The sequence below is a fragment of the Streptomyces nymphaeiformis genome (genome assembly GCF_014203895.1).
Lineage (GTDB): Bacteria > Actinomycetota > Actinomycetes > Streptomycetales > Streptomycetaceae > Streptomyces > Streptomyces nymphaeiformis.
The window spans coordinates 465,148-490,588 of sequence record NZ_JACHJY010000002.1; the positions used below are offsets into that span (position 1 = coordinate 465,148).

Below are 25,441 nucleotides of genomic sequence, written 5' to 3' on the forward strand. Positions count from 1 at the left end.
CGATGAACGCCTCGGCGACCTCCACCACGACGAAGCCCGAGAGCACCGGGCGCCCCGCGGCCACCCCGCGCGGCGCCGCCCGGACCGCCCGGTCCGGCCGGCCCCGCGCCGGCCGGTCCGGCTGGACCGCGTTCGTGCTCCTCACCGCACCCGTGCTCATCGGGCTCGGCATCTTCAAGTACGTCGCGATCGGCTGGAGCTTCCTGCTCAGCCTCAGCGACGCGCGCGGCACCATCGCCCTCGGCCACTGGGTCGGACTCGACAACTACCGGACGCTCCTGTCCGACCAGGCCTTCCGCGACTCGCTCGTCCAGATCCTGCTCTTCACCGCCTTCATCGTGCCGGTCACCTTCGCCGTCTCCCTGGGGCTCGCGCTCCTGGTCCACCGGATCCGGCGCGGCCGGGCCCTGTTCCGCACCACCTTCCTCATCCCGGCGGCCGTCTCGTACGTCGCCGCCTCACTGCTGTGGAAGATGAGCCTGTTCAACGGCCTTCCGGCGGGCATCGCCAACACGATCGGCGGCTGGTTCGGCGCGGAGCCGGTGGCCTGGCTCCAGTCCACCTCGCCACCGCTCTACTGGATCGTCCTCGTCACGCTGCGCCTGTGGCTCCAGGTCGGCTTCTACATGGTGCTCTTCCTCGCCGGGCTCCAGGCCATCCCCAAGGAGCTGTACGAGGCGGCCGCACTCGACGGCGCCACCGGCAGGCGACTCCTCACCGGCGTCACCCTGCCCATGCTGCGCAACACCTCCGTCGCCGTCCTCATGCTGCTGTTCATCGCCGCCTTCCAGGCCTTCGACGAGTTCTACAACCTCTTCAACAGCGGGCAGTCCGGCACCGGGACCGCCCCCGTCCAGACCCCCCTGGTCCACCTCTACAACACCGCCATGGGCAGCCAGAACTACGGCATCGGCTCCGCCGGAGCCTTCGTGCTCACCGCCCTCATCGTCGGAGTGACCCTGATCCAGGGCCGGTTCACCGGCTTCGGCAGGAGCGGAGAATGAGAAGCGCATGACGACCCTGCCCGCACTGGCCCGCACCGCGCGCCTCGGCGCCCGCGGCCTCCTCGTCGGCCTGCTCACCGCGGCCTTCCTCGCGCCCTTCTACCTGATGCTCCGCAACTCCCTCATGGACTCCCGGAGCCTGACGGCGCCCGAGTGGACGTGGTGGCCCTCGACGATGCACTTCGAGAACTTCACCGCCCTCTTCGACGACCCCGCCGTCTCCATGGGCCCGGCCCTCGGCAACTCGCTGCTCATCGCCGCCGTCACCGCACCCGTGTCCACGCTCCTCGCCTCCGCCGCCGGCTACGCCCTTGCCAGGATCCCGGTCCCGGGACGCGGGGTGGTGCTCGCCCTGGTGGTGGCCACGCTGATGATCCCCGGCTCGGTCACCTTCGTGCCGACGTTCGTCGTGGTCGGCTCCATGGGCGGCGTCAACACCCTCTGGGGCATCGTCGTGCCCGGCCTCTTCAATCCGTTCGCGGTGCTGCTGTTCCGCAACTTCTACCTGCAGTTCCCGAGCGAGATCGAGGACGCCGGACGACTCGACGGCCTCGGCTGGCTGGGCCTGTACGGCCGGATCGCCCTGCCGAGCTCCGGAGCGATGCTGGCCTCGCTCGGCGCACTGTCCTTCATCGACAGCTGGAACTCCTTCCTGTGGCCCCTGGTCATCGGACAGGACCCGTCCGCCTGGACCGCGCAGATCGCGCTGTCCACGTTCCTCACCTCGCAGACCATCAACCTGCCCGGCCTCTTCGCCGGCGCCGTCGTCACCATCACGCCTCTGGTCGTCATGTTCCTCGTCGCCCAGCGCTACATCGTCGAAGGCATCGCCACCAGCGGCCTCAAGGGCTGACCGGACACGCATCGGCCCACCAGTCTCCCCGGACCCCGGTCCGGGGCCGCACCACCCGCACTCCCTCACCCCACTACGACGGAGGGACACCTCATGCGAACCGCCAGGACTTTCCGAACCACCCGACCGGCCGGGTCCGCCGTACGCGGCCTGCCCGCGCTGCTCGCCACCGCGGCGCTCCTCGCCGCCGCCGTACCGGGCGCCGCGGCCGCCCCGGAGACCGCCACCGACCCCGCCCCCGTCGCGGCGACGGCCGACCAGCTCGCCACCTCGTGGACCGGACCGCTCTCCACCCGGGGCCGTTACGTCGTCGACGCCACCGGCAACCGCTTCAAGCTGAAGTCCGGGAACTGGGCCGGAGCCCAGGGCACCTGGGAGGGCAGCGGCGACGTCAACGACCCCGCCAACCACCAGGCGGACCAGAAGTCGAACAACATCCCCCTCGGCCTGGACCGCAAGCCGATCGACCAGATCCTCGCCGACTTCCACGCCCTGGGGCTGAACAGCATCCGGCTGCCGTTCGCCAACGCCCTGGTGCACGACACGACCACCGTCCCCGACGCGGCGGTGGCCGCCAACCCCCAGCTCAAGGGCAAGACCCCGCTCCAGGTCATGGACGCCGTGATCCAGGCGCTCACCGACGACGGCTTCGCGGTCATCCTCAACAACCACACCACCAGCTACCGCTTCTGCTGCGGCCTCGACGGCAACGAGCGCTGGAACAGCGGCCAGTCCACCCGGCAGTGGATCGACGACTGGGTCTTCCTCGCCAAGCGCTACCGGGACAACAAGCGCGTCGTGGGCGCCGACCTGCGCAACGAGGTCCGCCGCGACACCTGGAACGACGCCAACTGGGGCTGGGGCAACGACTACGACCTGAACAAGGCGCTCGAACAGGCCGGGAACGAGATCCTGCAGGCCGCCCCGGACCTCCTGATCATCATGGAGGGCATCAACTGGCAGGGCATCCCCACCGACCTGACCCCCCACAGCCGCCCGACGCTCACCCCGGTCGCCACCCTCTCCAACACCCTGATCCGCTCCGACAAGCTGGTCTACTCGGCGCACTTCTACGCGTACACCGGCCCCAACCACACCGGCGCCACCGGCACGGGCGAGACCCACGACCCGCGCTACCAGGACCTCACCCCCGAGGAACTCGTCAAGGTCGTCGACGACCAGGCCCTGTTCGTCACCCGGTCAGGACAGCACTTCACCGCCCCCGTGTGGATCAGCGAGTTCGGTGCCTCCGGCCGCGGCGAGCCGAACGCCAAGGAGCGCGACTGGTTCCGCCGCTTCACCGACATCCTGGTGAACAACGACACCGACTTCGCCATCTGGCCGCTCGTCGGCTGGACCGACGCGACCGGCAAGCCGCAGGACAACTGGGCCATGGTCAACTACAGCACCGACGGCACCCGGCTCGGCCTCATGGACGCCGGCGACTGGCGGGCCACGGACTGGAACAAGCTCGTCGCCGCGCCCGCCAGGACCGGGCAGATCGCCACGACCCCGCGCTGGAACATGCTCAACCTGGACTACGCCGACTACGACGTCTCCGCCACCATGCTGGCCAAGCCGGACTGGTCACCCGGCAACCGCAAGGGCAACTGCCCCGACACCCAGCGACTCGTCGGCCTCGGCCGCAGCGACAGCCGCGGCCTGTGCACCGACGCCGGCCAGCCGGCGAAGGGCACCGGATCCTGGACCGTCGTCACCGACGAGCGGTACGTCACCGGCGGCGACTGGGCGAGCGGCTACAACAAGCTCCAGTGCCCCGACCGCACCTTCGCCGTCGGCTACAGCGTGAACGGCAACTCCATGGCCGCCCTCCTCTGCGCCCCCGCGGCGGCCTCCCTGCCCACCAACGGCCGCGTGCTCTGGTTCGACCACGGCGACAACCGCCCCGCCACCGGCGGCTCGAACGCCAGCGACTGGGCCCCCGGCTACTACAAGGGCCAGTGCGCCGACGGCGAATACCTCGCCGGCGTCGCCTACACCTGGAAGTGGTCCCACTACGGCGTCCCCGACGCCCTGCTCTGCCGCCCGCTCGCCTGACCACCTCCTTCCGCACCCACACCTAGGAGCACCCCGGCATGCCCCGACTGGAGATCGCCGACGACGGATTCCGTCTCGACGACCGGCCGTTCCGCATCATCTCGGGCGGACTGCACTACTTCCGCGTCCACCCGGACCAGTGGGCCGACCGGCTCCACAAGGCACGCCTGCTGGGACTGAACACGGTCGAGACCTACGTCCCCTGGAACCTCCACGCCCCCCGGCCCGGTGCGTTCCGGCTGGACGGAGGTCTCGACCTGCCCCGCTTCCTCGATCTCGCGGCCGCGGAGGGCCTGCACGTGCTGCTCCGCCCCGGCCCGTACATCTGCGCCGAATGGGAGGGCGGCGGCCTGCCCTCCTGGCTGCTCGACGAGGACGGCATCGCACTGCGCAGCCGCGACCCCCGTTTCCTCGCGGCCGTCGACGGCTACCTCGCCGCCCTCCTCCCGCCGCTCAAGCCGTACCTCGCCGGCGCCGGGGGGCCGGTCATCGCCGTGCAGCTGGAGAACGAGTACGGCGCGTACGGCGACGACCCCGCCTACCTCGCCGACCTCGCCGGCCTGCTCCGCACCCACGGCGTCGACGTACCGCTCTTCACCTGCGACCAGCCCGCCGACCTCGCCCGCGGCGGCCTCGACGGGGTCCTGCGCACCGTGAACTTCGGCAGCCGTGTCGAGGCCGGCCTCGACGCACTGCGCCGCCTCCAGCCGACCGGCCCCCTGATGTGCTCGGAGTTCTGGATCGGCTGGTTCGACCGCTGGGGGGCCGCCCACACCACCCGCGATCCCGCCGACGCGGCGGCAGACCTGGACCGGCTGCTCGCCGCCGGGGCCTCCGTCAACATCTACATGCTCCACGGCGGCACCAACTTCGGCCTCACCAGCGGAGCCAACGACAAGGGCACCTACCGCCCCACCGTGACCTCCTACGACTACGACGCCCTCCTCGACGAGGCCGGAGACCCGACCCCCAAGTACGAGGCCTTCCGCGAGGTCATCGCCCGGTACGCCCCCGTCCCGGACGAGCCGGTCCCGGCGCCCGGCCCGAAGCTCGCCCCGACCGTCGTCGAGCTCGACGCGTCCGCCGCCCTGTTCGACCGGACAAGCCTGTTCGGGCGGCCCGTCCGCGCCGACCGCCCGCTGACCATGGAACAGCTCGGCCAGTCGTTCGGGTTCGTGCGGTACGAGGCGGAGCTGCCCACGGCCGGGGCGACCGTGCTGCGGGTGGGGGAGGTGCGCGACCGGGCCCAGGTCTTCGTCGACGGGCAGCCCGTCGGCGTCCTGGAACGGGAGAACCACGAACACGCCCTGGCCTTCCTCACGCCCAGGAGCGGAGCCCGCCTCACGGTGCTGGTGGAGAACCAGGGTCGGGTCAACTACGGGACCGGCATCCACGACCGCAAGGGCCTGCTCGGCCGGGTCACCGTCAACGGCGAGGACCTCGCCGACTGGAGCAGCAGCCCGCTCCCGCTCGACGGAATCGACGACCTCGCCGTCGCCCCCACCGGGCCCCTGGTCGGGCCGGCCTTCCACCAGGGCTCCTTCGAACTCGCCCGGCCCGCCGACGGCTACCTCGCGCTGGACGGCTGGACCAAGGGCCATGCTTGGGTCAACGGGTTCCCGCTCGGCCGGTACTGGTCACGGGGCCCCCAGACCACCCTGTACGTCCCCGCGCCGGTCCTGCGTCCCGGACGCAACGACATCACCGTCCTCGAACTCCATGCCACCACCACCCGGACGGTCGAACTGCGCGACCGGCCCGACCTGGGACCCGCAGAGGACTGACACCCCCCCGTTCTGTCCGGCACCGACACCCGCGCGGAGAGCCCCATGCACAGCAAGCAACGCCTCGTCGAGCAGCGCCTGAAGCGGGTGCTCAAGGAACGGATCCGGCCCGCCGTACACGCCCGGGCCGTCCCCCTCCACGTCGAGATCTGGGATGTCCCCGGCGAGCCGGTGCCGGTCGCCGCCGGCCTGGCGGCGCCGTACCGCCCGGTCCGGATCGGACACCGCTGGGGACCGCCCTGGTCGACGAGCTGGTTCAGGATCACCGGCCGGATCCCCGAGGAGTGGGCCGGACAGCGCGTCGAAGCCGTCCTCGACCTCGGCTTCGACGTCACCGGCGCCGGATTCTCCACCGAGGGCCTGGTGTACCGGCCCGACGGCACCGTCCTGAAGGCGCTCAACCCCCGGAACAGCTGGATCCCGGTCGCCGACCCGGTCCGAGGGGGAGAGGAGGTCACCTACACCGTCGAGGCCGCCGCCAACCCGGCCCTCTGCGACAGCCACGAACCGACCCCCCTCGGCGGCGCGCCCGCCTGGATCACCGGAGGCGGCGACGCCGGCGACCCCCTGTACCGGCTGCTCCGCGCGGACCTCGCCGTCTTCGACACCCAGGTCTGGGAACTCGCCCAGGACCTGGACGTCCTCGGCGGGCTGATGCACGCCCTCCCCGAAGCCGACCCCCGCCGCTGGCAACTCCTCCGGACGATCGAACGGGCCCTGGACGCCGTCGACCTCCAGGACGTCTCCGGCTCCGCGCCCGCCGCCCGCGAGGTGCTGCGCCCCGCCCTGGAGTCCCCGGCCGCACCCAGCGCCCACCGCGTCTCCGCCGTCGGCCACGCGCACATCGACACCGCCTGGCTGTGGCCGCTGCGCGAGACCGTCCGCAAGGTCGCCAGGACGCTCTCCAACGTCACCCAGCTCATGGACGAGCACCCGGACTTCCGCTTCGCCATGTCCCAGGCCCAGCAACTGGCCTGGCTCAAGGAGCGGCATCCCGAGGTGTACGCCCGCGTCCAGGAGAAGGCGAAGACCGGTCAGTTCCTGCCGGTCGGCAGCCTCTGGGTGGAACCCGACACCAACATCACCGGAGGCGAGGCGTTCGCCCGCCAGCTCGTCCACGGCAAGCGCTTCTACCTCGACGAGTTCGGCGTCGAGACCCGGGAGATGTGGCTGCCCGACACCTTCGGCTACAACGCGGCCATGCCGCAGCTGATGAAGCTGGCCGGCGTGCGCTGGTTCCTCACCCAGAAGATCTCGTGGAACACCACCAACAAGTTCCCCCACCACACCTTCCGCTGGGAGGGGCTCGACGGCACCCGGATCTTCAGCCACTTCCCGCCCGTCGACACGTACAACGCCGAGATCACCGGCGCCGAACTCGCCCACGCCGTGGGCAACTTCCAGGACAAGGGAGCGGCCAACAGCTCGCTCCTGCCCTTCGGCTACGGCGACGGCGGGGGAGGCCCCACCCGCGAGATGCTGGGACGCGCGGCGCGCCTCGGCGACCTGGAGGGCTCGCCCCGGGTGGTCGTCGAGCGGCCCGCGGACTTCTTCGCGCGCGCCGAGGCCGAGTACCCCGACGCCCCCGTGTGGGTCGGCGAGCTCTACCTGGAGTTCCACCGCGGCACGCTCACCAGCCAGCTGCGCACCAAGCAGGGCAACCGGCGCAGCGAGCACCTGCTGCGCGAGGCCGAACTCTGGTCGGCCACCGCGGCCGTCCGCACGGACTTCCCCTACCCGTACGAGCAGCTCGACCGGCTCTGGAAGACCGTCCTCCTGCACCAGTTCCACGACATCCTGCCCGGCTCCTCCATCGCCTGGGTGCACCGCGAGGCCGAGCGGACGTACGCCGAGGTCCTGGCCGAACTGGAGGGGATCGTCGCCTCGGCGCAGCGCGCGCTGGCCGGCGAGGGCGAGGGGACTGTCGTCTTCAACGCCTCCCCGTACGCCCGCGGCGGCCTCCCCGCGCTCGGCGCGGCCGTCCGTACCGCACCCGCCGACCCGACGGTCGTGCCGGTGCCTTCCGGCGACGGCTTCACCCTCGACAACGGGCTCGTACGGATCGAGATCGACGCCCGAGGCCTGGTCGTCTCGGCGGTCGACCTGGAGACCGGCCGTGAGGCCCTCGCCCCCGGCGCGGCGGCCAACCTGCTCCAACTGCACCAGGACTTCCCCAACCAGTACGACGCCTGGGACATCGAGGAGTTCTACCGCAACACCGTCCGCGACCTCACCGCGGCCGACGAGGTGCGCGCCGAGCCCGGCGGTGTCCGGGTCGTCCGGACCTTCGGCGACTCCCGGATCGAGCAGCTCCTCTCACTGCGCGAGGGCTCCCGGCGGCTCGACGTCGACACCGGGATCGACTGGCACGAGAAGGAGAAGCTCCTCAAGGCCGCCTTCCCGCTGGACGTGCGCGCCGACCACTCCACGGCGGAGATCCCCTTCGGCCACGTGAAGCGCCCCACCCACACCAACACCAGCTGGGACGCCGCCAAGTTCGAGATCTGCGCCCACCGCTTCCTGCACGTCGGCGAGAACGACTGGGGCGCCGCCCTGGTCAACGACTCCACCTACGGCCACGACGTCACCCGTGACGTCCGCCCCGACGGCGGCACCACGACCACCGTCCGCCTCACGCTGCTCCGGGCGCCCCGCTACCCCGACCCGGACGCCGACCAGGGCCGGCACCGGCTGCGGTACGGCTTCGTGATCGGGGCCGACGTCGCGGCCGCCGTGCGCGAGGGCTACGAGGCCAACCTGCCCGAGCGGGCCGTCCCCGGCGCGGCGGCGGTGGCACCGCTGGTCGCCACCGACGACGACGGCGTCGTCGTCGAGGCGGTCAAGCTCGCCGACGACGGTTCCGGCGACGTCGTGGTCCGCCTGTACGAAGCCCACGGCGGACGCGCCCGGACCACACTGTCCCTCGCCCTCCCCTGGGAGACCGTGACCGAGACGGACCTCCTGGAACGCCCCGTGGACGGCACCGTGCCCGTCCGCCCGGACACCCCGGAGGACACGGGACCGCACCTCACCCTCCGCCCCTTCGAGATCCGCACGCTGAGGATCGCGCGCCGATCCGAGGGCTGAGGACCTCACCAGCACCCGGGAGCTTCCTTGGACACCGCACTGCAGGCCGTCCTCTTCGACATGGACGGCACACTCGTCGACACCGAGCGGCTCTGGCTGCGGGTGGTCGAGGAGGAGGCCCTCGGGCTCGGGATCGCCCTCACGGACGCGGACCTCGCCTTCGTCCTCGGCCGGGCGATCGACGACAGCGCCGCCCACCTCGCCGCCCGGTCCGCCGGGCGGCCCGATCGGGCCCGGCTCGGCGAGTCCCTCGAACGGCGCTTCACGGAACGCGTACGCCGGGAGGTCGTCCCCATGCCGGGGGCCGTGGAGCTCCTGACGGCCCTCGGCGCCGCGGGGGTCCCGACCGCCCTGGTCTCCGCCTCGCCGCGACCGGTGGTGGACACCGTCCTCGACGCCCTCGGGCGGCGATGGTTCACCGCCTCGGTCGCCGAGGGCGAGACCCCGCGCACGAAGCCGTTCCCCGACCCCTACCGGGCGGCCCTGACCACGCTCGGCGTCCCTCCGGCGGCCTGCGTCGCCGTGGAGGACACCCCGACCGGCATCACGTCGGCGGAGGCAGCCGGCTGCTCGGTCCTGGCGATCCCTTCGCACACCCCCATCGCCCCCGCCCCGCGTCGGACGGTCGCGCGCAGCCTCCTGGACGTGGACCTCGCCCTGCTGCGGCGTCTGGTCGGCGACCCCGGCCACGACTCCGCCCTGTAGCGGACCGGCGCCGGGGACGCCGGAACACCCGGCCGGAGCCTGGGCTCCGGCCGGGTGTTCGGAGGTCGTCAGACGCTCCAGATCTCCTTCATCGTGTCCACTTCGCCCTTGGCGTTCAGCGTGATCTCGTAGACGTTGCCGAAGCAGCCGTAGGGCGCCTCCACCTTGGGGTAGTCGTCGGTGGGGGCCCCGATCTCCTCGGCGAGGCAGCGGTCGACGTGCAGCGCCAGCTGCTCGTGGTCGACCTGCTTCCACTGGCCCGGGCCGGCGGCCAGGGCCAGGAACGCCTTGACGTTCCCGGGGAGGACGTAGTGCTTGGTCGGGTCGCCCTTGTCGGCGCCGTAGATCCAGTCGTTCGGCGTGCAGTGCGGCTTGGCCTCCGCGGCCTCGAAGCCGCCGGCGTCACGCATCAGCTCGACCTTCACCTTCAGGACGCCCGCGGGCAGGGTCGGCGGCTTGCCGCAGTCGCCGCCCTTTCCGTCGCCGTCGACGTCATCGGCCGGGCCGTCTCCGGCCTCGCCGGAGTCCGAGGTCTTGGACGGCGAGGCCGACGGCGAGGCGCTGCTGCCCGAACCTCCGGTCACGCCCTCGGCGGTGGGGTCCTCCGGCCCGCAGGCGGCGACGCCGCTCAGGGCGGCGAGGAGCGCGATCGCGCTGAGGACACGGCGAGTTGAGGTCATTCTTCCATTCCCCCGAATGAGAGTGCTCTGTGACGTGATCATGATTGATCGACGGAGCTTTCTACACCACGGAGTTGTTGAAAAGCCAATTGGCGATGCGGGGTCCGGGGGCGTGCCTACCGCTTGTGCCCGTGCTGAACGTCCAGGCAGAGCGCCCAGACGTCGGAGTAGCTGCCCTGCGAGGGCGAACCCCCGCTGTGGGTGGCCGCCGTCCAGTACGACGGGTCGGCGCCTCCGTCGCCGACCGGGGTGCCGACGGCGTCGCTGGGGAAGCTGCCGTTGAGGTGGGGGCCGCCCGAGGTCGCCTTGCTGAAGTCGGTCGTGGTCACGTTGCCGCCGCTGATCGCCGCGCCGCCACTGACGAGCCGCCCTTCTCCTCGGGAGCAGCCGGCCGTCGCCGTCTGGCCCGTGGAGGCCGTGTTCGGGCCGCTGACCTCGGTGAAGCGCACCGTCGTGGAGACGTGCTCGAGGTCGATGTCGTCCGTGCTGCAGATCGCGTACGCGTAGGTCATGTTGTCCTCGCCGCGTCCGCCGCCGATCCCGCCGACCGCCGTCCAGGAGTCGGGGTCGCGCTCACCGTCGCCCGCCGCGATCGAGCCGAAGTGGTGCCCGGCGTCGTCGAACGTGGGAAAGCTCGCGACCGGCTTGAGGCTGCCGACACTGGCCGGGGTGGTGCGGGCGCCGCCGCCGATCAGGACGGTGCCGGCCGGGCAGGTCGCCGTCACGAGCTTGGAGGACAGCCCGGCGGACGGTCCCTGGGCCTTGTTCATGACGACCTGCGTGTGCCTGATGAGGTTGCTGGTGAGGCAGATCGCGTACGGGGTGGTGGAGAAGGCCTCGCTGCTGCGGCTCCCGCTTCCGCCGAACGCCATCCAGTGCGTGGCGTCGGTGCCGACGACCCCGGGCGCGTCCGTGTACTCCGTGGCGCCGTCGGCACTGGGCACCATGCCCATCACGTGGTTGCCGTTGGACATCTCGTCGCTGCCGATGGCCTGGTCGGCCCCGCCGCCGGAGACGAGGCCGTCGGGGCAGTCGGCGTGCGAGGAGATCCCGGTGAAGGGAGTCGCGGGGCCCATGGTGGCCCCGGGGGTGACGACGGCGACGTCGACGGTCTTGGCGTACGCGGCCCCCGGCACCGCGACGGTCAGCAGCGCGGCCAGGATCAGGGCCTTGCCCGTGGCGGAGCCCCGCCGGATTCTCGTGCTCATCGAACTCTCTCCCGTGTGTTCATGCGCATGGCCGGCCGGCTCAGACGCCGTCGTTGGCGCACAGGGCCCATACGTCGGTGGAGGTGCCGGGTGAGGACTGGCCTCCGGTGTGGGCGGAGGCCGTCCAGTACGCCGCCGTGGTGGTCCCGTCGCCGACGGCGGCGCCGCCGGACGTGCTGGGGAAGCTGCCGTTGAGGTGGTCACCGTGCGAACCCGGACCGGTGAAGGCGGTGGTGGTCACGCTGCCCCCGCTGATCGCGGCACCGCCGCCGACCAGGTTCCCGTCGCCCTGCCCACAGCCCACGGTCGCCGTCTGGCCGGTGCTCCCGGTGGTCGGGCCGCCGACCTCGGCGTAGCGGACCTTCACCGTGGCGCCGCTGACGTTGATGCCGCTACCGCTGCAGATCGCGTACGCGTACGTGTAGTCGGCGCTGTTGGCGCCGGAGTCCCACCCGACCGCCGACCAGGAGTCGGGGTCGGTCTCCCCGTCCGCCGCGGCCTTCGCGCCGAAGGCGTGCGCGGAGTCGTTGAAGGTGGGGTAGCTCGCGATCGTCTTGAAGCCGCCCGTGTCGCCCGGAGCGGTACGGGCGCCGCCGCCGAGGAGGCGGGTGTTGGCGGGGCAGGTCGCGGTGACGCGGCCCACGGTCGCCCCGGCGGTGGGGGTGTTGGCCTTGTTCATGACGACCTGGGTGTGGTTGATCAGGCTGCTGGTGAAGCACAGGGCGTAAGGCGTGGTGGAGAAGGAGGCGCTGACCTGGCCCCCGCTCCCGCCGATGCCGAGCCAGTGCGTCACGTCGGTGCCGACGACACCGGTGGAGCCGGTGTACTCGGTGGTGCCGTCGGAGCTGGGCGAAGTGCCGTTGACGTGGTTGCCGTTCGCGCCGGCGCCGGTGCCGACGGCCTGGTTGATCCCACCGCCGGAGACGAGACCGCCGGCACAGTCCGCGTGGGTCGAGATCTCGGAGTTGGCGGAGGCGGGGCCGCTGGTGGCCCCGGGGGTCTTCACCGTCACGCTCACGGTGTTGGCGTAGGCGGTGCCCGGCACGGCCAGGGCCAGCGCCGCGCCGAGGACCAGCACCCTGCTCGGAGCAAGGCGCAGCGACGTGTTTCCTGTCATCGGATCCCATCTCTCTGATGGTCGACATGGACGGTGACCGGGGCTCGAAGGACGGTTCGAGCGCAGTCCCGTGAAGAAGGACCCCCTGCGTGCCGAACACCGCGCACGGCACGCAGGGACCTCCTGGCCGGCAGTTCCGTCGCGGCGAGAGCCACTCCTCCGCGACGGGGCCGGTGGAAGTCAGTCAAGCAGTCGGGGAACCGCCGGGGCGATTGGATCTGGGCACAGAAATATCCGGCCGGGGACACCCTGAGTGCAGTGGATCATCCAAGAGGTGATCGGGCCTCAACGGGGCACATCTGCAAGGTGCGTGTGCGCTGACGTCTTGCTGGTGCGGTTCACGTCAGCCGGTGTGTTCCGCGCACCTCGGTGCGGGATCCGCGACGGGCGGACCTTTTCCGAAGGCGCGAGGATGGAAGCGACCACCGCTCGTTTCCGGCTCTGCGAGGCGTTCTCCATGACCCTGTCCATTCGTAACCAGCTCCCCGGCACCGTCACCGCCGTCACCACGGGCGAGGCCATGGCGTCCGTGAAGGTGCGCCTGGCAGGCGGTCAGGACGTCACCGCCGCGATCACCGCCGACGCCGTCAAGGACCTCGCACTGGCCGAGGGCTCCGCGGTCAGGGCCCTCGTGAAGTCCACCGAGGTCGCCCTCGCGACCGGCCCGGTCGAGGGCATCTCGATCCGTAACCAGCTCGCCGGCTCCGTCACCGAGGTCTCGACCGGCGGTGCCATGGCGTCCGTGAAGGTCTCCGTCGAGGGCGGGGAACTGACCGCCGCCATCACCAAGGACGCCGTCGAGGACCTCGGCCTGAAGCCCGGCACCGCCGTCGTCGCCCTGATCAAGTCGACCGAGATCTCCGTCTCCGCCGCCTGACCGGGAACTCCGTCATGCACGAGGGCCGTGCTCCGGACGGAGCACGGCCCTCGACTTCGTTCACGGCCGGTCAGACGGCCACGACCGTGGCCTCGGTCGCCTTGACGCTGGTCCAGACGGACACCCCGTCGGCGAGGCCGAGTTCGGCGGCGGCCTGCGGGGTGATCTCGGCGACGAGGTCGGGCGCCTTCTCGGAGGTGATCAGGACGCGCAGCCGGCTGCCGCTCGCGGTGATCTCGCGTACGGTGCCGGGCCAGACGTTACGGGGGCTGCCGCCCGGCTTCTCGCGGTGGATCGACACCGCCTCGGGCGCGACGATCGCGAGCGCCGCGGTGCCGACCGCCGGCGGATCGGTCGCGACCAGGACACCGCCGGCGTCGAGCGCGAGGCCCTCCGCGGTGGCGGTGCCCGGCCAGGCGTTGCGGCCCAGCATCCGGGCCACCCACGGCGAGCGGGGATGGCGCGTGACCTCGGTGGGGCTGTCGTCCTGGAGCGCGCGGCCCTCGTCGAGGACGAGGACGCGGTCGGCGAGCGACACGGCCTCGACGGGGTCGTGCGTCACGATGAGGCAGACGCCGCCGAAGCTCGCGAGATGGGTGCGCAGCGTGTGGCGTACGTGGGCCCGGGTGGTCTGGTCGAGCGCGGCGAGCGGTTCGTCGAGGACGAGGAGCCGGGGGCGGGCGGCGAGCGCGCGGGCCAGGGCGACCCGTTGGGCCTGTCCGCCGGAGAGCTGGCCGGGGCGGCGGTGGGCGAGGTGGCCGACTCCGAGGCGGTCGAGCCAGGCCTGGGCTTCCCGCCGTGCCTCCGTACGGGCGACGCCTTGGGCGCGCAGACCGTACGCGGTGTTGGCGAGGGCCGTCAGGTGCGGGAAGAGCGCGCCGTCCTGCGGTACCCAGGCGACCCGCCGGCGGTGCGGGGGCAGGGCGGTGACGTCGACGGCGCCGAGGGTGAGGTCGGCGTGGGCGCGGGGGGTGAGGCCGAGGAGCGCCCGCAGCAGGGTGGTCTTGCCGGCGCCGTTGGGGCCGACGACGGCGATGGTGGTGCCGGGCTCGGCGTCGAGGGTGAGCCGGGTGAAGCCCGTGACCTCGGCCCGGAGCGCCCAGCGTCCGCCGGAGGGCGCGGGCGGAAGGGCCTGGGCGACGCCGGCCGTCGGCTCCGCGGCGATCGGGTCCGCAACGGTCTCGCGTCCGGCGTGGCGCTCGCGGTCGGCCGGTGTGCCCGTCCACCGTCCCCGCAGGGCGATCAGCACGGCCATGGCGATGGCGAGCAGCAGCAGGGACACGGAGGTCGCGGCTTCGGGCTCGTCCTGGAGCAGCAGGTAGACCTGGAGCGGGAGGGTCTGGGTGGTGCCGGGCAGGTTGCCGGCGAAGGTGATGGTGGCACCGAACTCGCCCAGCGCGCGCGCCCAGGTGAGGGCCGCGCCGGCGACGACTCCGGGCGTCACCATGGGCAGGGTGACCGTGAAGAAGACCCGGACCGGTGAGGCGCCGAGGGAGGCCGCGGTCTCCTCGTAACGGAGACGCAGTCCGCCGAGCGCCCCTTCCAGGCTGATGACCAGGAAGGGCATGGCCACGAAGGTCGCGGCGAGCACGGCGCCGGAGGTGTGGAACGGCAGCGTGATGCCGAAGGTGCCCTCCAGCCACGGTCCGAGGAGCCCGCGCCGCCCGAAGGCAAGCAGCAGGGCGACGCCGCCGACGGTGGGCGGCAGCACCATGGGCAGCAGGACGAGCGAGCGGACGAACGCCTTGCCGCGGAACGGCACCCGGGCCAGCAGCCACGCCAGCGGCACGCCGAGCAGCAGCGAGAGCCCGAGCGCCCAGAAGGAGACCAGGAGCGAGAGCTTCAGCGCCTGGACGGTGCCCGGCGAGCTCAGGTGGTCCGCGAGCGCGCTCCACTCGGTCCGTACGAGGATGCCGACCAGGGGCAGGGCCAGGAAGGCCACGGCCGCCAGCGCGGGCAGCACCAGGGTGAGGGGCGGACGCGTACCGGACGCGAGTGCGCCTGATCGTTTCATCGATGATCCCGAAGACATGAGGAGAAGAAGCGGAGGGCTGCCCGTCCCCCCGTGGCGGGCAGCCCTCCGCGGTCTGAGCGACCCCGGTCGGTCACGGCTTCTGGAAGCCGGCGTCCTGGAGGATCTTCTGGCCTTCGGGCGAGGACAGCCAGGCGACGAAGGCGGCGGCGGCCTCGGCGTTCTTCGAGTCCTTCAGCGTGGCGGCCGGGTACGAGGCCACGGCGTTCTGCGCGTCCGGGATCTCCACGGCGTCGACCTTGCCCTCGGCGCTCTCGGCGTCGGTCTTGTAGACGAGTCCGGCGTCGGCCTCGCCGAGCTCGACCTTGCTGAGCACCGCGCGGACGTTGGGCTCCTGGGAGACCGGCTTCACGGTGATCTTCTGGGCGTCGAGGATCTTCTTGCTGTACTTGCCGGCCGGTACCTCGGGGGCGGCGAGGACGACCTTGAGCTTGGTGTCCGCGAGGTCCTTCAGCTCGTCGACCTTGAAGGGGTTGCCCTTGCCGGTGGCGATGACGAGCCGGTTCTTCGCGATGACCGCCGGGGTGCTCGTCTCGGCCTTCACCTTGTCCATGCTCTTGGTGTCGGCGGTGACCAGGACGTCGGCGGGCGAACCCTGCGAGACCTGGGCGACGAGCTCCTGCGAGCCGGCGAAGGAGAAGGTGAGCTTCGTGCCCGGGTGGGACTTCTCGTACGCGGCGCCGGCCGTCTTGAACACGTCCGTCAGGGACGCGGCGGCGAGGACGGTGAGGTTCGCCTTCGGCGCGGTGCCGGCCGAGCCGGAGGAGGTGGAGCCACTGGCGCCCTTGTCGGTGTCGTCGTTCGACGAGCAGGCCGCGAGCGGGACGAGGAGGGCGGCGGTGAGTGCGGCAGCGGCGGCACGGCGTCTGGTGACGGTGAAGGTCATGAGGCTCTGAGCTCCTTGGGAACGGAAGAACGGAAGAACGGAAGGTGCGGAAGTGCGAAAGGCGTGGAGCGGGGCCGACCGCGCGACGGTCGAGATCTCCTGGTACTGCGTGAGGGGTCAGGTGCGGTCGATGTGCACGCTGGTCGACTTCACGCGGGCGGTGGCCTGCATGCCGACTTCCAGTCCCAGTTCCTCCACGGCCTCACGGGTGAGGAGGGAGACGAGGCGGTGCGGTCCGGCCTGGATGGTGACCTGGGCCGCGATGTCACCGAGCTTGATCGCCGTGACGATGCCCGGGAACGCGTTGCGCGCCGACGTGTACGACGCGTCCTCGTCGTCGCCCTGCGCGATCTCCACGGAGAACGCGGCCAGCGACTTGCCGTCGATCACTCGACGACCGCTCTCGTCGCGGTGGGTCGCCACCCGGCCCGCGTCCGCCCAGCGCCGCGCGGTGTCCGGGCTCACGCCCAGAAGCCGTGCGGCCTGCCCGATGGTGTAGGACTGCATATGCGACACCGTAGGGCCCGATCTTGCTCATCTGCAACAAAGTCGTCGGAGTCTCCATGGCGAATGCGAGGGTGCTTGGAGGAATGGACGAGGACGGCGCCCCGGCGAGCACGTCGGGGCGCCCGAACCTAACCTGGAGGGTGGTGACCGACGCGACGGAGGGACACCGGGAATGGGCGACAGCGTGGACAAGGCCAAGGGCAGGCTCAAGGAGATCGCCGGAAAGATCACCGGCCACGAGCGCCTCGAGGCCGAGGGCAAGACGGACCAGATGAAGGTCAAGATCCGGGAGAAGGCGGCGAGCGTTCGCCGCCGGGCCGAAGGCATCAGGGACTCGCTCAAACGAGACCACTGACCCGGGGGAGGGACGAGACGCCCCGAAGGCCACAGTCGAGGACGGTATGACTCCGGAGCCCTCCCGCGATCCAGACGGCGCCGAGCACCGCACCGCGGACGACCGGGCACGAAGCCGGTGGTCCGGGCCGCTCGGCACCTGGCCGGCCGTCGGCCTCGTGGTCGTCTTACTCGTCGCGGCCAACCTCCTGTTGCACGGTCTGACCGGCCCGCTGCGCCTGCTGACGGCCGTCGCGGTCAGCGCGTCGCTGCTCGGGGTGCTCCGCTGGGCGGGAGGCACCCTCGCGGACGCGGGGCTGGCGCCCGGGACCCTGGCCCGTGGCGCGAAGTGGGGGCTGGCCCTGGTGGGACTCGTCGGACTCGTCTACGCCGTCGGAGCGCTGCTGCCGGACACGCGGTCGCTGTTCGAGGACCGGCGGTACGAAGGGATGACGGGGAGCGAGCTGGCGGCGCGCGTTCTCGTGGTCGTCCCCGTCGGCACCGTCCTGGTGGAGGAGATCGCCTTCCGCGGGGTGCTCTACGGGCTGGTGCGCCGGGCCCGGGGGACCGTCTGGGCGACGACGGTGTCGAGTCTGCTGTTCGGCCTGTGGCACATCCTGCCGTCCCTGGGCCTGGCGACCGCGAAGCCCGCGCTGACCACGGTCGTCGGAGACGGCGCATTCGGCTCCGTGCTCGCGATCACGGGCGCGGTGCTGTTCACGGCCGCGGCGGGCGTCCTCCTCTGCGAGCTGCGCCGCCGCAGCGGCAGCGTGCTGGCGCCCATGGGCCTGCACTGGGCGGTCAACGCGCTCGGCTACGTCGCCGGGTTCCTGCTCCGCTGACTTCCCGCCCGCACGGGGCTCAATGATCAGGGTGGATGATGTCCCTCAACCGGTCCAGGTCCTGGGACGTGAAGCCCGACGGCCGCATGACGGCGTTCCAGCCGTCGACGTACGCCGCCTTGTACGTGTGGCCGTGGCCGTCCGGTACGCCCGTGGAGAACGGCAGGTCCGCCGTGACCTGCCAGAAGGTGACGAAGGGGATCCAGAACATCCCTTCCAGCACGTCGCTGCCGGGCGCCTCGCCGATCCAGTCGGGCTCGGAAAGCGCCAGGTTCGGACTCCACCAGACGATCGGGTCGGACGGGTGCATGAGGTACAGCACCCGCGTGCCGTTCCAGGGCTCGTCCGCCGGGGTGATCCCGGTGGTCGGGTCGTCGGTGAACCGTACGGTCCACCCCTGCTTGTAGACGGGCTCGATCTCCGGGCTGCCCGCGTCCCGGTGGTCACTGAACTCGCGGAACAGGGTGTTGAAGTTCGGGGGACCGGCGAACAGGGTGCCGGCGGTGCGGTTGCGCAGGTCGTACTCGCCGCTGAAGGCCGCCTCGCCGCCGAAGGACCCCAGGCTCTCGCCGGCGACGAACAACCGCGGACGCTGGTCCTGGGGCAGCTTGGACCAGACGTCGTAGACCGCGTCGAAGAGCTCCCGGCCGGCCTGGCGCGCCTTGGACTGGTCCACGAGATAGGAGAGCCACGACGGCAGGTAGGAGTACTGCATCGCCACGGTGGCGGAGTCGCCGTCGCCGAGGTACTCGAACGAGTCCACGGCGGCGGGGTCGACCCAGCCGCTTCCCGTGGTCGTCATGACCAGCAGGTTCGCGCGCTTGAAACCGCCGGCCCGCTGAAGGTCGGCGACGGCCCGCTCGGCGCGCGCTTCCGTGTCGTCGGCGGTCTGGAGCCCGGCGTAGGCCCGGACGGGCTCCTGGGCCGGGCGGTGGGTGAAGGCGCCGATGTCCCGGGCCGTCGGACCGCTGCCGGCGAAGGCCCGGCCCTGGTAGCCCAGCGTGTCCCACGGCACCAGCGAGCCGGGTCCGCCGGACCGCAGCGTGGACGTGGGCTGGTGGATGCCTTCCGGCGTCGTCGTGTCGCGCAGCGAGAACGCCTCGTTGGCCGCGTTCACGAAGCCGGAGAGCAGGACGCCGCTGATGACCGACCACGCCAGGCCGGCCACCACGACCCAGCCGACGACCCGGGCCGCGCGCGGCCCGATCCAGCGGCGGAGGAGACGGGCGAGCCACCGGTACAGGCGCCGCAGCCCACGGCCCGCGAGCAGGATGAGCCAGAAGACGAGCACGGCGATGAAGGGACAGGCGACGGCGGCGAGGACGTTGTATTCGGTGACCCCCATGAGTTGGCGGATCTCGTGCTGCCAGTACTGGCCGAATCCGAACGACAGACCGAACAGCGCGATCCCGCAGACGACGAGGACCTGCCACGACCTGCGCGACGCCTCGCGTGCCTCGCGGTCGGCGAACGCGCGCCACACGTAGGCCGCGATCACACCGAGCCCGTAGCCGATGGCCGCGCTGATGCCGCAGATCAGCCCCTGGAGCACCCCGCCGCGGGGCAGCAGCGACGGGGTGAAGGAGAGACAGGCGAGGAGCAGCGCGCCCCAGCAGCCGGGGAGCGTGAGCCGCGGCGACCAACGTCGCTTTCCGGCACCCTCGGCCGGCTCAGTGCTTTCGGGCGGCTCGGCGCCGGCGGTCGGTTCGGTGCCATCGGCCGACTCGGCACTGGCGGTCGGCTCGGCGTCGGCGGTCGGTTCGGCATCGGCGGTCGGCTCGGCACCGTCCGTCGGTTCGGGACCGTCGGCAGGCTCGGGGCCGTCGGCTTCCTCGGGGTCCGGAGAGCCGTCCGGCGAAGGCTTGTGTGCATCAGGAGCCATGGCTGTCCTCCGGGACAAATGATCCCAAGGCCCGACCCGGCCTGCCACCGGTGACTCCTCCGTGCGTTCCGAAGGGCCGGGGCCCTGTCCACCGGGCCGACCTGGGGTGACTCGTCATCTATGCTTCAAGGCGGCCGGGAGGCGATGACTCGTCTCTCCGGGCGGCACCCGCGAAGCGGCCGGTCGGACCCGCCGAGGACGGCGGTCCGGGCCGGGCCTCAGGGGGGCGGGCGGACCACGTGACACTGATCATGCCGATCCTTGGGAATCGAGTGGCCGTCGCCACGCGTCACAGTGGTGCGGGGAGCCCGGTCCCCGCCCGCGAACGGAAGTCTCCAGGGAGAAGTGAGGTATGTCGGTGATCTGCGTCGGAGGCATGATCGGGATCGGCAAGACGAGCGTGGCCGAGCTGCTCGCGAAGGCGCTCGGCAGCGACGTCTTCTACGAGAGCGTGGACGACAACCCGATCCTGCCGCTCTTCTACACGGCGAGCCCCGAGGAGATCCAGGCGAAGCGCTACCCCTTCCTGCTCCAGCTGTACTTCCTGCAGACCCGGTTCGCGTCGATCAAGGAGGCGTACAAGCAGGGCGACAACGTCCTCGACCGGTCGATCTACGAGGACTGGTACTTCGCCAAGGTCAACCACGACCTGGGCCGCATCAGCTCCCTCGAGATGCAGGTGTACGAGGGCCTGCTGAACGAGATGATGCGCGAGATCGACGCCCTGCCGTACCGCAAGGCACCCGACCTCATGGTCTACCTCAAGGCGGACTTCGAGACCGTGCTGCACCGCATCGGGCTGCGCGGCCGTGACTTCGAGCAGGACGAGGCCCTCGTGGAGTACTACCGGACGCTGTGGTCCGGCTACGACGACTGGGTGCACAAGCACTACTCGGCCAGCGAGGTCCTGGTGATCGACATGAACCGCACCGACGTGGTGAACAACGCGGACGACGCGGCCCGCGTGGCGCAGGAGGTCAAGGACGCGCTGGTCGCCGCCAGGTCCCGCGCCTGAGGCGCCGAAGCGGCGGGGGAGAACACCGTCCCCGCCGCTTCGGCGGCCCTCCGGGCCGCGCGGCCGGCCGCGCCCGAGCCGTCAGTGCTCGCAGAGCGAGAACTCCCGCTCGTAGAGCTGCTCGTTGTGTTCGTCGACGAAGAACTTGCGTTCCCGCATGAGCTCTTCGCGGTACTCCTCGGCCTGTTCCAGCGTCATGGTCGACGTGTCGGACCACGGCTGCTGCGGCGGCACGTCGGACGTCGAGACGATCCTCTCCGACGGGTCGACCAGGAAGAACGCGAGGATCTTGCGATGCCCCGGACGGGTGGTGTCCGCGAGGCGGAACGAGCCGACGCGGTGCTGCAGGACGTTCGGGAACGCCAGGCAGCGGCCCTCCGGCGTCGACGCGGATCCCAGAACCTGGTTCAGCGCGTCCTCGTCCTCGAGACCGTAGACGTCACGCAGACCGTCGTCGTCGTTCTGTTCGTAGTCCGGGTCGTCCAGCGCCGCCCGGAAACTCAAGCGGCTTTCCGTGATGTTCTCGCTGTCCCAGTAATAGATGCCGGTCGAGACGATCCGCTCGTTCAGCATCCCCTCCACATGCCAGGAACCGCCCTGGTACTCGGGCTTGTCCGGCGTGAGGCGGATGGTGGCGAGCTTGACGATGACCTGGAGGCTCCGCCCGCGCAGGTCGATCCGGGCGGACTCCTCGGGGGACTCGGGCGGGGTGTAGGCCGGGGCGTCCGGGACGACCGGGCGGCGGTTCTCCCACCATTCGTCCTGGGCCCGATTCCATGCGCGGCGGGCTTCCTCGTAGGCCTCGTCGTCGCTGTAGGAGGCCTTGTCCGGATACTCCGGTTCCGGGCCGTACCATCCGTACGGATCGGCCTCGATCCGCGGGGGCCGAGGATGGCGCAGATCGGTGAGCACGTTCTCGAACAGCGGGCGCATGCGCGCGAACAAGTCCGGGAGAACGGCGGCCAGTTCGCCGTGGGTCTCGGGGTGGACGTTGTTGACGTACGACCGGAAGGCGACGTCGCCGTCGTCCGTGACGTCGACGTCCGTGGGCAGCCACTGGAACCTCTCCGAGAACTCGTACCGCGAGTAGTGGTTCGTCGGGTTCCGCCAGGCCTGCTCGGGAGCGCCGCTCACCCCGTTCACGAGGCAGAACAGGGAGGGATGAACCAGGTCGAGCACCTGGCCGTCGGAGCCGGGATGCCAGTCCAGTTCTGCCTCGGGGACCTCTTCCAGCACCCGGACCGCGCCGCGCAGCCGGCTCCTGAGCTCGTCGTCGACCAAGGCGTCCGAGTGCCACACCCCGTCGACGGCGGACACCTCGATGCCGGTTCGCTCGTCCCGCAGCGCGGCGTAGTGCGCGAGTTCTGCGAGTACGTAACGTATCTGCGCCTCGGTGAGGCCCTGGTCGAGTGCTTCCCGCGTCCACCGGGCGACGATGTCGGCGTCGTTCATCTTGTCGAACCATCCGGGCTTCGCCCGGAGGTGCGAGCTGCACTGCATCATCTGAAGCTCCCGCAGCGTTCGGGGATCCGCGAACGGCAGGGAACGGGCCGTGTGGAAGGGCAGCGGGAAAGCGGACAGGTCAGTCAATGGTCTTGGTCCTACCAGTCGGTGTGAGGTGCCGGGAAGGATACGTCAGCCGACTGACACCGCCTCGGTGGACGAAGGCGGGCTCGTCCGACTCAGGCGAACCCGAGCCGTGGGCCGCCCAGGTCGTGCAGGCGTCGGAAGAAGGCGAGCACGCCCGCGGAGCCACCGGCCCACGTGGCGCTCGCCCGGGTGAGACCGGTGTCCGGGAACACCGGCCGCGACCAAGTGCCGCCGCTGCGGCTCAGGATGAGCAGGGCGACGGTCTCGGCCGCGTCCCGGAACTCCTCGGACGCGGACGCCTCCGCGAGGTCCACCATCAGTTCGCCCGCTCCGGCCAGCCCGCAGCACTGCGTGACCAGCGGCATCCGCGGGGCCAGTGCGGCGCAGGCCCGCGCGGCCCGCCGGGCGAGGTCGAGGTACCCGGGCTCGTCGAGGAGGTCGGCGGCCCGCACGAGTACGGACCCGATGCCGGCCAGGCCCCGGCACCACGAGCCGTAGCGGCGCGTCGCGCCCGGTGCGGCCGCCGCCGCGATGACGTCCGGTGTCAGGGCGGCCAGGTGCGCGGCGGCCTTCTCGGAGCGGCTGATCGCGTCCGGGTCCCCGGTCGCGGCGCCGTACTCGAGCAGGAACCAGGCGACGCCCGCCTCGCCGTGCGCGATGCCCTCGCGGAGTGCGGCGCTGCCGGCCGTGTCCGCACCGGTCGGGGTCAGCCGGGCGGTGCCCGATGCCAGCATTCGGTCGCAGTCGGCGGCGACGGCGAGGTGCCGGTCCGCGGCAGGCCGCTGACCGGACCCGAGGGCGTGCCGGGCGAGGAGCAGCCGGCCGAGGCCGATTCCGGCGGCGCCCGCGATCAGGTCCGCCTCCGGGGGCCCGCCGTCCGGCGCGCGGTCCGGCAGGACGGGGTGTCCCGACTGCGCCTCGGCGTCCGTCCCCGTCCCCATCCCCGTCCCCGCCTCCGCCTTCGTGAGGAAGAGTTCGACGCCGGTGCGCCCGGTGTAGAAGCCGGGCGCCAGGTTCCTCTTCTGACCCGCGGTCCAGCGTGCCAACTCGGTGACGGCCGACCGCACATGGGGCCGGTGCGCATGGTGCAGGAGTTCGAGGCCGAGCCCCGAACTGCCGCCGTAGACGTCGATCGAGGTGGGGACGTTCAGCTGTGCGGCCCGTTCCGGGTCCACGATCGCCCGCGCTTCGCCGACGCAGAAGGCGGTCGTGTGCGCGATGATCTCGTCCAGCAGGTCGTCGTCGATCCTGGGGCGCGCGGGCCCGCGCACGGTTCCGGGCGTGCCGGAGCGCAGACGGCCGGCCGAGACGGTCCGTACGGCCGGGTCGAAGCTCAGCAGGCCGGTGATCGAGGCCCGGATGCCCCGGTGGACCTCCCCGGGGAGTGCCCCTGCCAGGCAGGCCAGGGTCCGGTCCCGGTTGACCTCGTGGTCGGTGTCGACGATCACCGGGTCCATGCCGGTGGCGGCGAAGAAGAGGGTCGCCCCGAGGGCGTAGTAGTCGTCGGCGGGGGAGGCCGGTCCCGTCGGGGGCAGAACGGGCTCGTTGTAGCCGGGGGTCGCCCCTCCGGGGCCGGAGCCGTTCCACTCGCTGATCCCGAAGTCGATCATGTGGCACCGGCCGGGGCCCGCGTCGTCGAGTACGACGTTGTCGGGCTTGAGGTCGCGGACGACCACGTTCCGACCGTGGATCGCGTCCAGGATGGCAAGGAGCCGGGAAGCGAGGACGGAGAGGGCGCGCGCCGACCGGGTGCCGTCGGCCCGGTAGGGGCCGTTCAGCAGAACGTCCCTGCGCAGGTCTCGCGTGCCGCAGTCGCTCATCACCAGGTACTCGTCCGTCCGGTGAGCGAAGTAGTCCAGTGCGCGCGGCACGCCGGTGACGCCGTCGAGCGCGGTCAGGACCGTGCGCTCGTTGCGCAGCCGGTGGCGGGCGTCCGTACCGGATTCGTCCTCGCCCACGAAGGCCCTCGCCTGTTTGACCACCACCGGCCGCCCTTGGGCGCGGTCGACCGCGCGGTAGACGTTTCCGCGGGGTGCGCGCGCGATGCCCGCGGTGACGGTGTAGCGCCCGCCGTCGAAGCCGGGCGCGGAGGCCGGCTCGTCACCGCGTCCGGAGCCGATCGCGAAGGGGTCCTCGGCCCAGGGCGGGCACCGGTAGCGGCCGACGGCCAGGCCGTCGAAGATCCGGCCGTCGGGCCCGGTCATGACGGACTCGAGTCGTCCGCTCCGGCCGGTGCGGTAGTCGCCGGTGAAGGGGCCGTAGCGGTAGTAGACGGGGGCCCTGGGGTCGACCCGCCGATCGCTGACGACCCGCGGGCCCTCCCGGTCGCGCAGTACGGCGGCGAGGTCCCTGGCCACGTCGACCACGGCGTCGGCCACGGGGTAGACGGTGATCGCCTTGCCGACGGCTCCGGCGCTCACCACCCCGGAGTTGAGGCGGCGCAGTGTCTCCGGGCCACGGGCGAACTTCGCGTGGCAGACGTACCGGGCCAGCACCGGCAGGACGAGTCGGGTCACGGCGTCGAGGTCGCCGGGACGTGCCGAGACGTGCAGTTTCCATCCGTGTTCCATCGCCGGCATCCGCGGATCGTTGAGGTACGACCACGTGTCGTCGGACCAGCCGCTGCGGCCGGCGATGGAAACGGCCACCGCTACGAGTTCAGGTCACAGGCGAAGCGGGTGGTGGCGGTCACCCAGGGGTCGGCGAGACACGCCGTGTGCTCGCGGTCACCGCGGTCGTCGTCCTCGAACGCGATCGCCTCGTCGTCGATCTCCAGCAGACCCGCGTCGCGGAATCCGTCGGTTTCCAGAAGATCCGGCACGGCTAAGGGCATGTGACGCCTCCATGGTGTGTCGTGCGTTGAGGAGCGGACAATGGCCGACGCGGGCCGGTGGACCCACTGGGCCGGGACTCGCTGCACAAAGGTAGGGAGCGGTCGAACGCGCTGGCAAGAGGGCCGCAGACGCCACTCTCGAGGACTC

The 25,441-nt window shown here is 71.6% G+C and carries 20 protein-coding genes; 10 read left to right on the top strand and 10 right to left on the bottom strand.

Annotated elements, in window-relative coordinates; translation table 11 throughout:
* The first annotated feature begins 2 nt into the window (after nt 1–2).
* From GGE06_RS07970 to GGE06_RS07995, 6 genes are all read left to right on the top strand, one after another.
* The gene (locus tag GGE06_RS07970; RefSeq protein WP_184930610.1) at nt 3–1,004 is read left to right on the top strand and encodes a carbohydrate ABC transporter permease; all 1,002 of its coding nucleotides are present in this window, start codon (nt 3–5) and stop codon (nt 1,002–1,004) included.
* A 7-nt stretch (nt 1,005–1,011) separates the two neighbouring features.
* Nucleotides 1,012–1,857: a carbohydrate ABC transporter permease gene (locus GGE06_RS07975; RefSeq protein ID WP_116157194.1), complete on the top strand. Its 846-nt coding sequence runs from the start codon at nt 1,012–1,014 to the stop codon at nt 1,855–1,857.
* Between the two features lie 93 nt (nt 1,858–1,950).
* Entirely contained in the window at nt 1,951–3,915 is a 1,965-nt protein-coding gene (locus GGE06_RS07980; protein ID WP_184930374.1) for a glycoside hydrolase family 5 protein, read from the top strand.
* Nucleotides 3,916–3,953: 38 nt separating this feature from the next.
* Entirely contained in the window at nt 3,954–5,699 is a 1,746-nt protein-coding gene (locus GGE06_RS07985) for a glycoside hydrolase family 35 protein (protein ID WP_184930375.1), read from the top strand.
* A gap of 45 nt (nt 5,700–5,744) precedes the next feature.
* The gene (locus GGE06_RS07990) at nt 5,745–8,786 is read left to right on the top strand and encodes an alpha-mannosidase (RefSeq protein WP_184930376.1); all 3,042 of its coding nucleotides are present in this window, start codon (nt 5,745–5,747) and stop codon (nt 8,784–8,786) included.
* Between the two features lie 27 nt (nt 8,787–8,813).
* Nucleotides 8,814–9,491: an HAD family hydrolase gene (locus tag GGE06_RS07995; RefSeq protein ID WP_246532376.1), complete on the top strand. Its 678-nt coding sequence runs from the start codon at nt 8,814–8,816 to the stop codon at nt 9,489–9,491.
* Between the two features lie 68 nt (nt 9,492–9,559).
* On the opposite strand, the gene GGE06_RS08000 is transcribed toward GGE06_RS07995, so the two are convergent.
* The 3 genes from GGE06_RS08000 to GGE06_RS08010 all read right to left on the bottom strand — a co-directional run bounded on the left by GGE06_RS08000 (nt 9,560) and on the right by GGE06_RS08010 (nt 12,496).
* Nucleotides 9,560–10,171: a hypothetical protein gene (locus tag GGE06_RS08000; RefSeq protein WP_184930377.1), complete on the bottom strand. Its 612-nt coding sequence runs from the start codon at nt 10,169–10,171 to the stop codon at nt 9,560–9,562.
* A gap of 116 nt (nt 10,172–10,287) precedes the next feature.
* On the bottom strand, nt 10,288–11,379 hold the full coding sequence (locus GGE06_RS08005; RefSeq protein WP_184930378.1) for a hypothetical protein: 1,092 nt from the start codon (nt 11,377–11,379) through the stop codon (nt 10,288–10,290).
* A gap of 40 nt (nt 11,380–11,419) precedes the next feature.
* Nucleotides 11,420–12,496: a hypothetical protein gene (locus GGE06_RS08010; protein WP_184930379.1), complete on the bottom strand. Its 1,077-nt coding sequence runs from the start codon at nt 12,494–12,496 to the stop codon at nt 11,420–11,422.
* A gap of 457 nt (nt 12,497–12,953) precedes the next feature.
* On the opposite strand from GGE06_RS08010, the gene GGE06_RS08015 reads away from it, so the two are divergent.
* Nucleotides 12,954–13,373: a TOBE domain-containing protein gene (locus GGE06_RS08015; protein ID WP_184930612.1), complete on the top strand. Its 420-nt coding sequence runs from the start codon at nt 12,954–12,956 to the stop codon at nt 13,371–13,373.
* 70 nt (nt 13,374–13,443) lie between these two features.
* On the opposite strand, the gene GGE06_RS08020 is transcribed toward GGE06_RS08015, so the two are convergent.
* The 3 genes from GGE06_RS08020 to GGE06_RS08030 form a co-directional block, all read right to left on the bottom strand.
* A complete protein-coding gene (locus GGE06_RS08020; RefSeq protein WP_116157187.1) occupies nt 13,444–15,387 on the bottom strand; it encodes an ABC transporter permease in 1,944 nt (647 codons plus the stop codon).
* Nucleotides 15,388–15,478: 91 nt separating this feature from the next.
* Nucleotides 15,479–16,291, bottom strand: a complete 813-nt coding sequence (modA, locus tag GGE06_RS08025) for a molybdate ABC transporter substrate-binding protein (protein WP_116157186.1) — start codon at nt 16,289–16,291, stop codon at nt 15,479–15,481.
* A gap of 117 nt (nt 16,292–16,408) precedes the next feature.
* The gene (locus GGE06_RS08030; RefSeq protein ID WP_116157185.1) at nt 16,409–16,798 is read right to left on the bottom strand and encodes a TOBE domain-containing protein; all 390 of its coding nucleotides are present in this window, start codon (nt 16,796–16,798) and stop codon (nt 16,409–16,411) included.
* Nucleotides 16,799–16,970: 172 nt separating this feature from the next.
* On the opposite strand from GGE06_RS08030, the gene GGE06_RS08035 reads away from it, so the two are divergent.
* Complete coding sequence (locus GGE06_RS08035; RefSeq protein WP_116157184.1) at nt 16,971–17,153, top strand: CsbD family protein; 183 nt, start codon at nt 16,971–16,973, stop codon at nt 17,151–17,153.
* Nucleotides 17,154–17,199: 46 nt separating this feature from the next.
* The gene (locus GGE06_RS08040; protein WP_184930380.1) at nt 17,200–17,973 is read left to right on the top strand and encodes a CPBP family intramembrane glutamic endopeptidase; all 774 of its coding nucleotides are present in this window, start codon (nt 17,200–17,202) and stop codon (nt 17,971–17,973) included.
* 19 nt (nt 17,974–17,992) lie between these two features.
* Here the strand turns inward: GGE06_RS08040 and GGE06_RS08045 are convergent, their stop codons facing one another.
* Nucleotides 17,993–19,855, bottom strand: coding sequence for an alpha/beta-hydrolase family protein (locus GGE06_RS08045; protein ID WP_246532377.1), 1,863 nt, complete (start codon nt 19,853–19,855; stop codon nt 17,993–17,995).
* Between the two features lie 352 nt (nt 19,856–20,207).
* Between GGE06_RS08045 and GGE06_RS08050 the strand changes: the two genes are divergently transcribed.
* Nucleotides 20,208–20,870, top strand: a complete 663-nt coding sequence (locus GGE06_RS08050) for a deoxynucleoside kinase (RefSeq protein ID WP_116157182.1) — start codon at nt 20,208–20,210, stop codon at nt 20,868–20,870.
* Between the two features lie 81 nt (nt 20,871–20,951).
* Here the strand turns inward: GGE06_RS08050 and GGE06_RS08055 are convergent, their stop codons facing one another.
* The 3 genes from GGE06_RS08055 to GGE06_RS08065 form a co-directional block, all read right to left on the bottom strand.
* Nucleotides 20,952–22,460 (bottom strand): DUF4246 domain-containing protein, encoded by a 1,509-nt coding sequence (locus GGE06_RS08055; RefSeq protein WP_184930381.1) that lies wholly within the window; start codon nt 22,458–22,460, stop codon nt 20,952–20,954.
* A gap of 92 nt (nt 22,461–22,552) precedes the next feature.
* The gene (lanL, locus tag GGE06_RS08060) at nt 22,553–25,108 is read right to left on the bottom strand and encodes a class IV lanthionine synthetase LanL (protein WP_184930382.1); all 2,556 of its coding nucleotides are present in this window, start codon (nt 25,106–25,108) and stop codon (nt 22,553–22,555) included.
* A 2-nt stretch (nt 25,109–25,110) separates the two neighbouring features.
* Nucleotides 25,111–25,293, bottom strand: coding sequence for an SflA family class IV lanthipeptide (locus tag GGE06_RS08065; RefSeq protein ID WP_116157179.1), 183 nt, complete (start codon nt 25,291–25,293; stop codon nt 25,111–25,113).
* Nucleotides 25,294–25,441 lie beyond the last annotated feature (148 nt).

What these genes read in the sequence shown, in the direction of transcription:
- GGE06_RS07970 (WP_184930610.1), top strand. Translation starts at nt 3, where the DNA reads ATGAACGCCTCGGCGACCTCCACCACGACGAAGCCCGAGAGCACCGGG.
- GGE06_RS07975 (WP_116157194.1), top strand. Translation starts at nt 1,012, where the DNA reads ATGACGACCCTGCCCGCACTGGCCCGCACCGCGCGCCTCGGCGCCCGC.
- GGE06_RS07980 (WP_184930374.1), top strand. Translation starts at nt 1,951, where the DNA reads ATGCGAACCGCCAGGACTTTCCGAACCACCCGACCGGCCGGGTCCGCC.
- GGE06_RS07985 (WP_184930375.1), top strand. Translation starts at nt 3,954, where the DNA reads ATGCCCCGACTGGAGATCGCCGACGACGGATTCCGTCTCGACGACCGG.
- GGE06_RS07990 (WP_184930376.1), top strand. Translation starts at nt 5,745, where the DNA reads ATGCACAGCAAGCAACGCCTCGTCGAGCAGCGCCTGAAGCGGGTGCTC.
- GGE06_RS08000 (WP_184930377.1), bottom strand. Translation starts at nt 10,171, where the DNA reads ATGACCTCAACTCGCCGTGTCCTCAGCGCGATCGCGCTCCTCGCCGCC.
- GGE06_RS08005 (WP_184930378.1), bottom strand. Translation starts at nt 11,379, where the DNA reads ATGAGCACGAGAATCCGGCGGGGCTCCGCCACGGGCAAGGCCCTGATC.
- GGE06_RS08010 (WP_184930379.1), bottom strand. Translation starts at nt 12,496, where the DNA reads ATGACAGGAAACACGTCGCTGCGCCTTGCTCCGAGCAGGGTGCTGGTC.
- GGE06_RS08015 (WP_184930612.1), top strand. Translation starts at nt 12,954, where the DNA reads ATGACCCTGTCCATTCGTAACCAGCTCCCCGGCACCGTCACCGCCGTC.
- GGE06_RS08020 (WP_116157187.1), bottom strand. Translation starts at nt 15,387, where the DNA reads ATGAAACGATCAGGCGCACTCGCGTCCGGTACGCGTCCGCCCCTCACC.
- modA (WP_116157186.1), bottom strand. Translation starts at nt 16,291, where the DNA reads ATGACCTTCACCGTCACCAGACGCCGTGCCGCCGCTGCCGCACTCACC.
- GGE06_RS08030 (WP_116157185.1), bottom strand. Translation starts at nt 16,798, where the DNA reads ATGCAGTCCTACACCATCGGGCAGGCCGCACGGCTTCTGGGCGTGAGC.
- GGE06_RS08035 (WP_116157184.1), top strand. Translation starts at nt 16,971, where the DNA reads ATGGGCGACAGCGTGGACAAGGCCAAGGGCAGGCTCAAGGAGATCGCC.
- GGE06_RS08040 (WP_184930380.1), top strand. Translation starts at nt 17,200, where the DNA reads ATGACTCCGGAGCCCTCCCGCGATCCAGACGGCGCCGAGCACCGCACC.
- GGE06_RS08045 (WP_246532377.1), bottom strand. Translation starts at nt 19,855, where the DNA reads ATGGCTCCTGATGCACACAAGCCTTCGCCGGACGGCTCTCCGGACCCC.
- GGE06_RS08050 (WP_116157182.1), top strand. Translation starts at nt 20,208, where the DNA reads ATGTCGGTGATCTGCGTCGGAGGCATGATCGGGATCGGCAAGACGAGC.
- GGE06_RS08065 (WP_116157179.1), bottom strand. Translation starts at nt 25,293, where the DNA reads ATGCCCTTAGCCGTGCCGGATCTTCTGGAAACCGACGGATTCCGCGAC.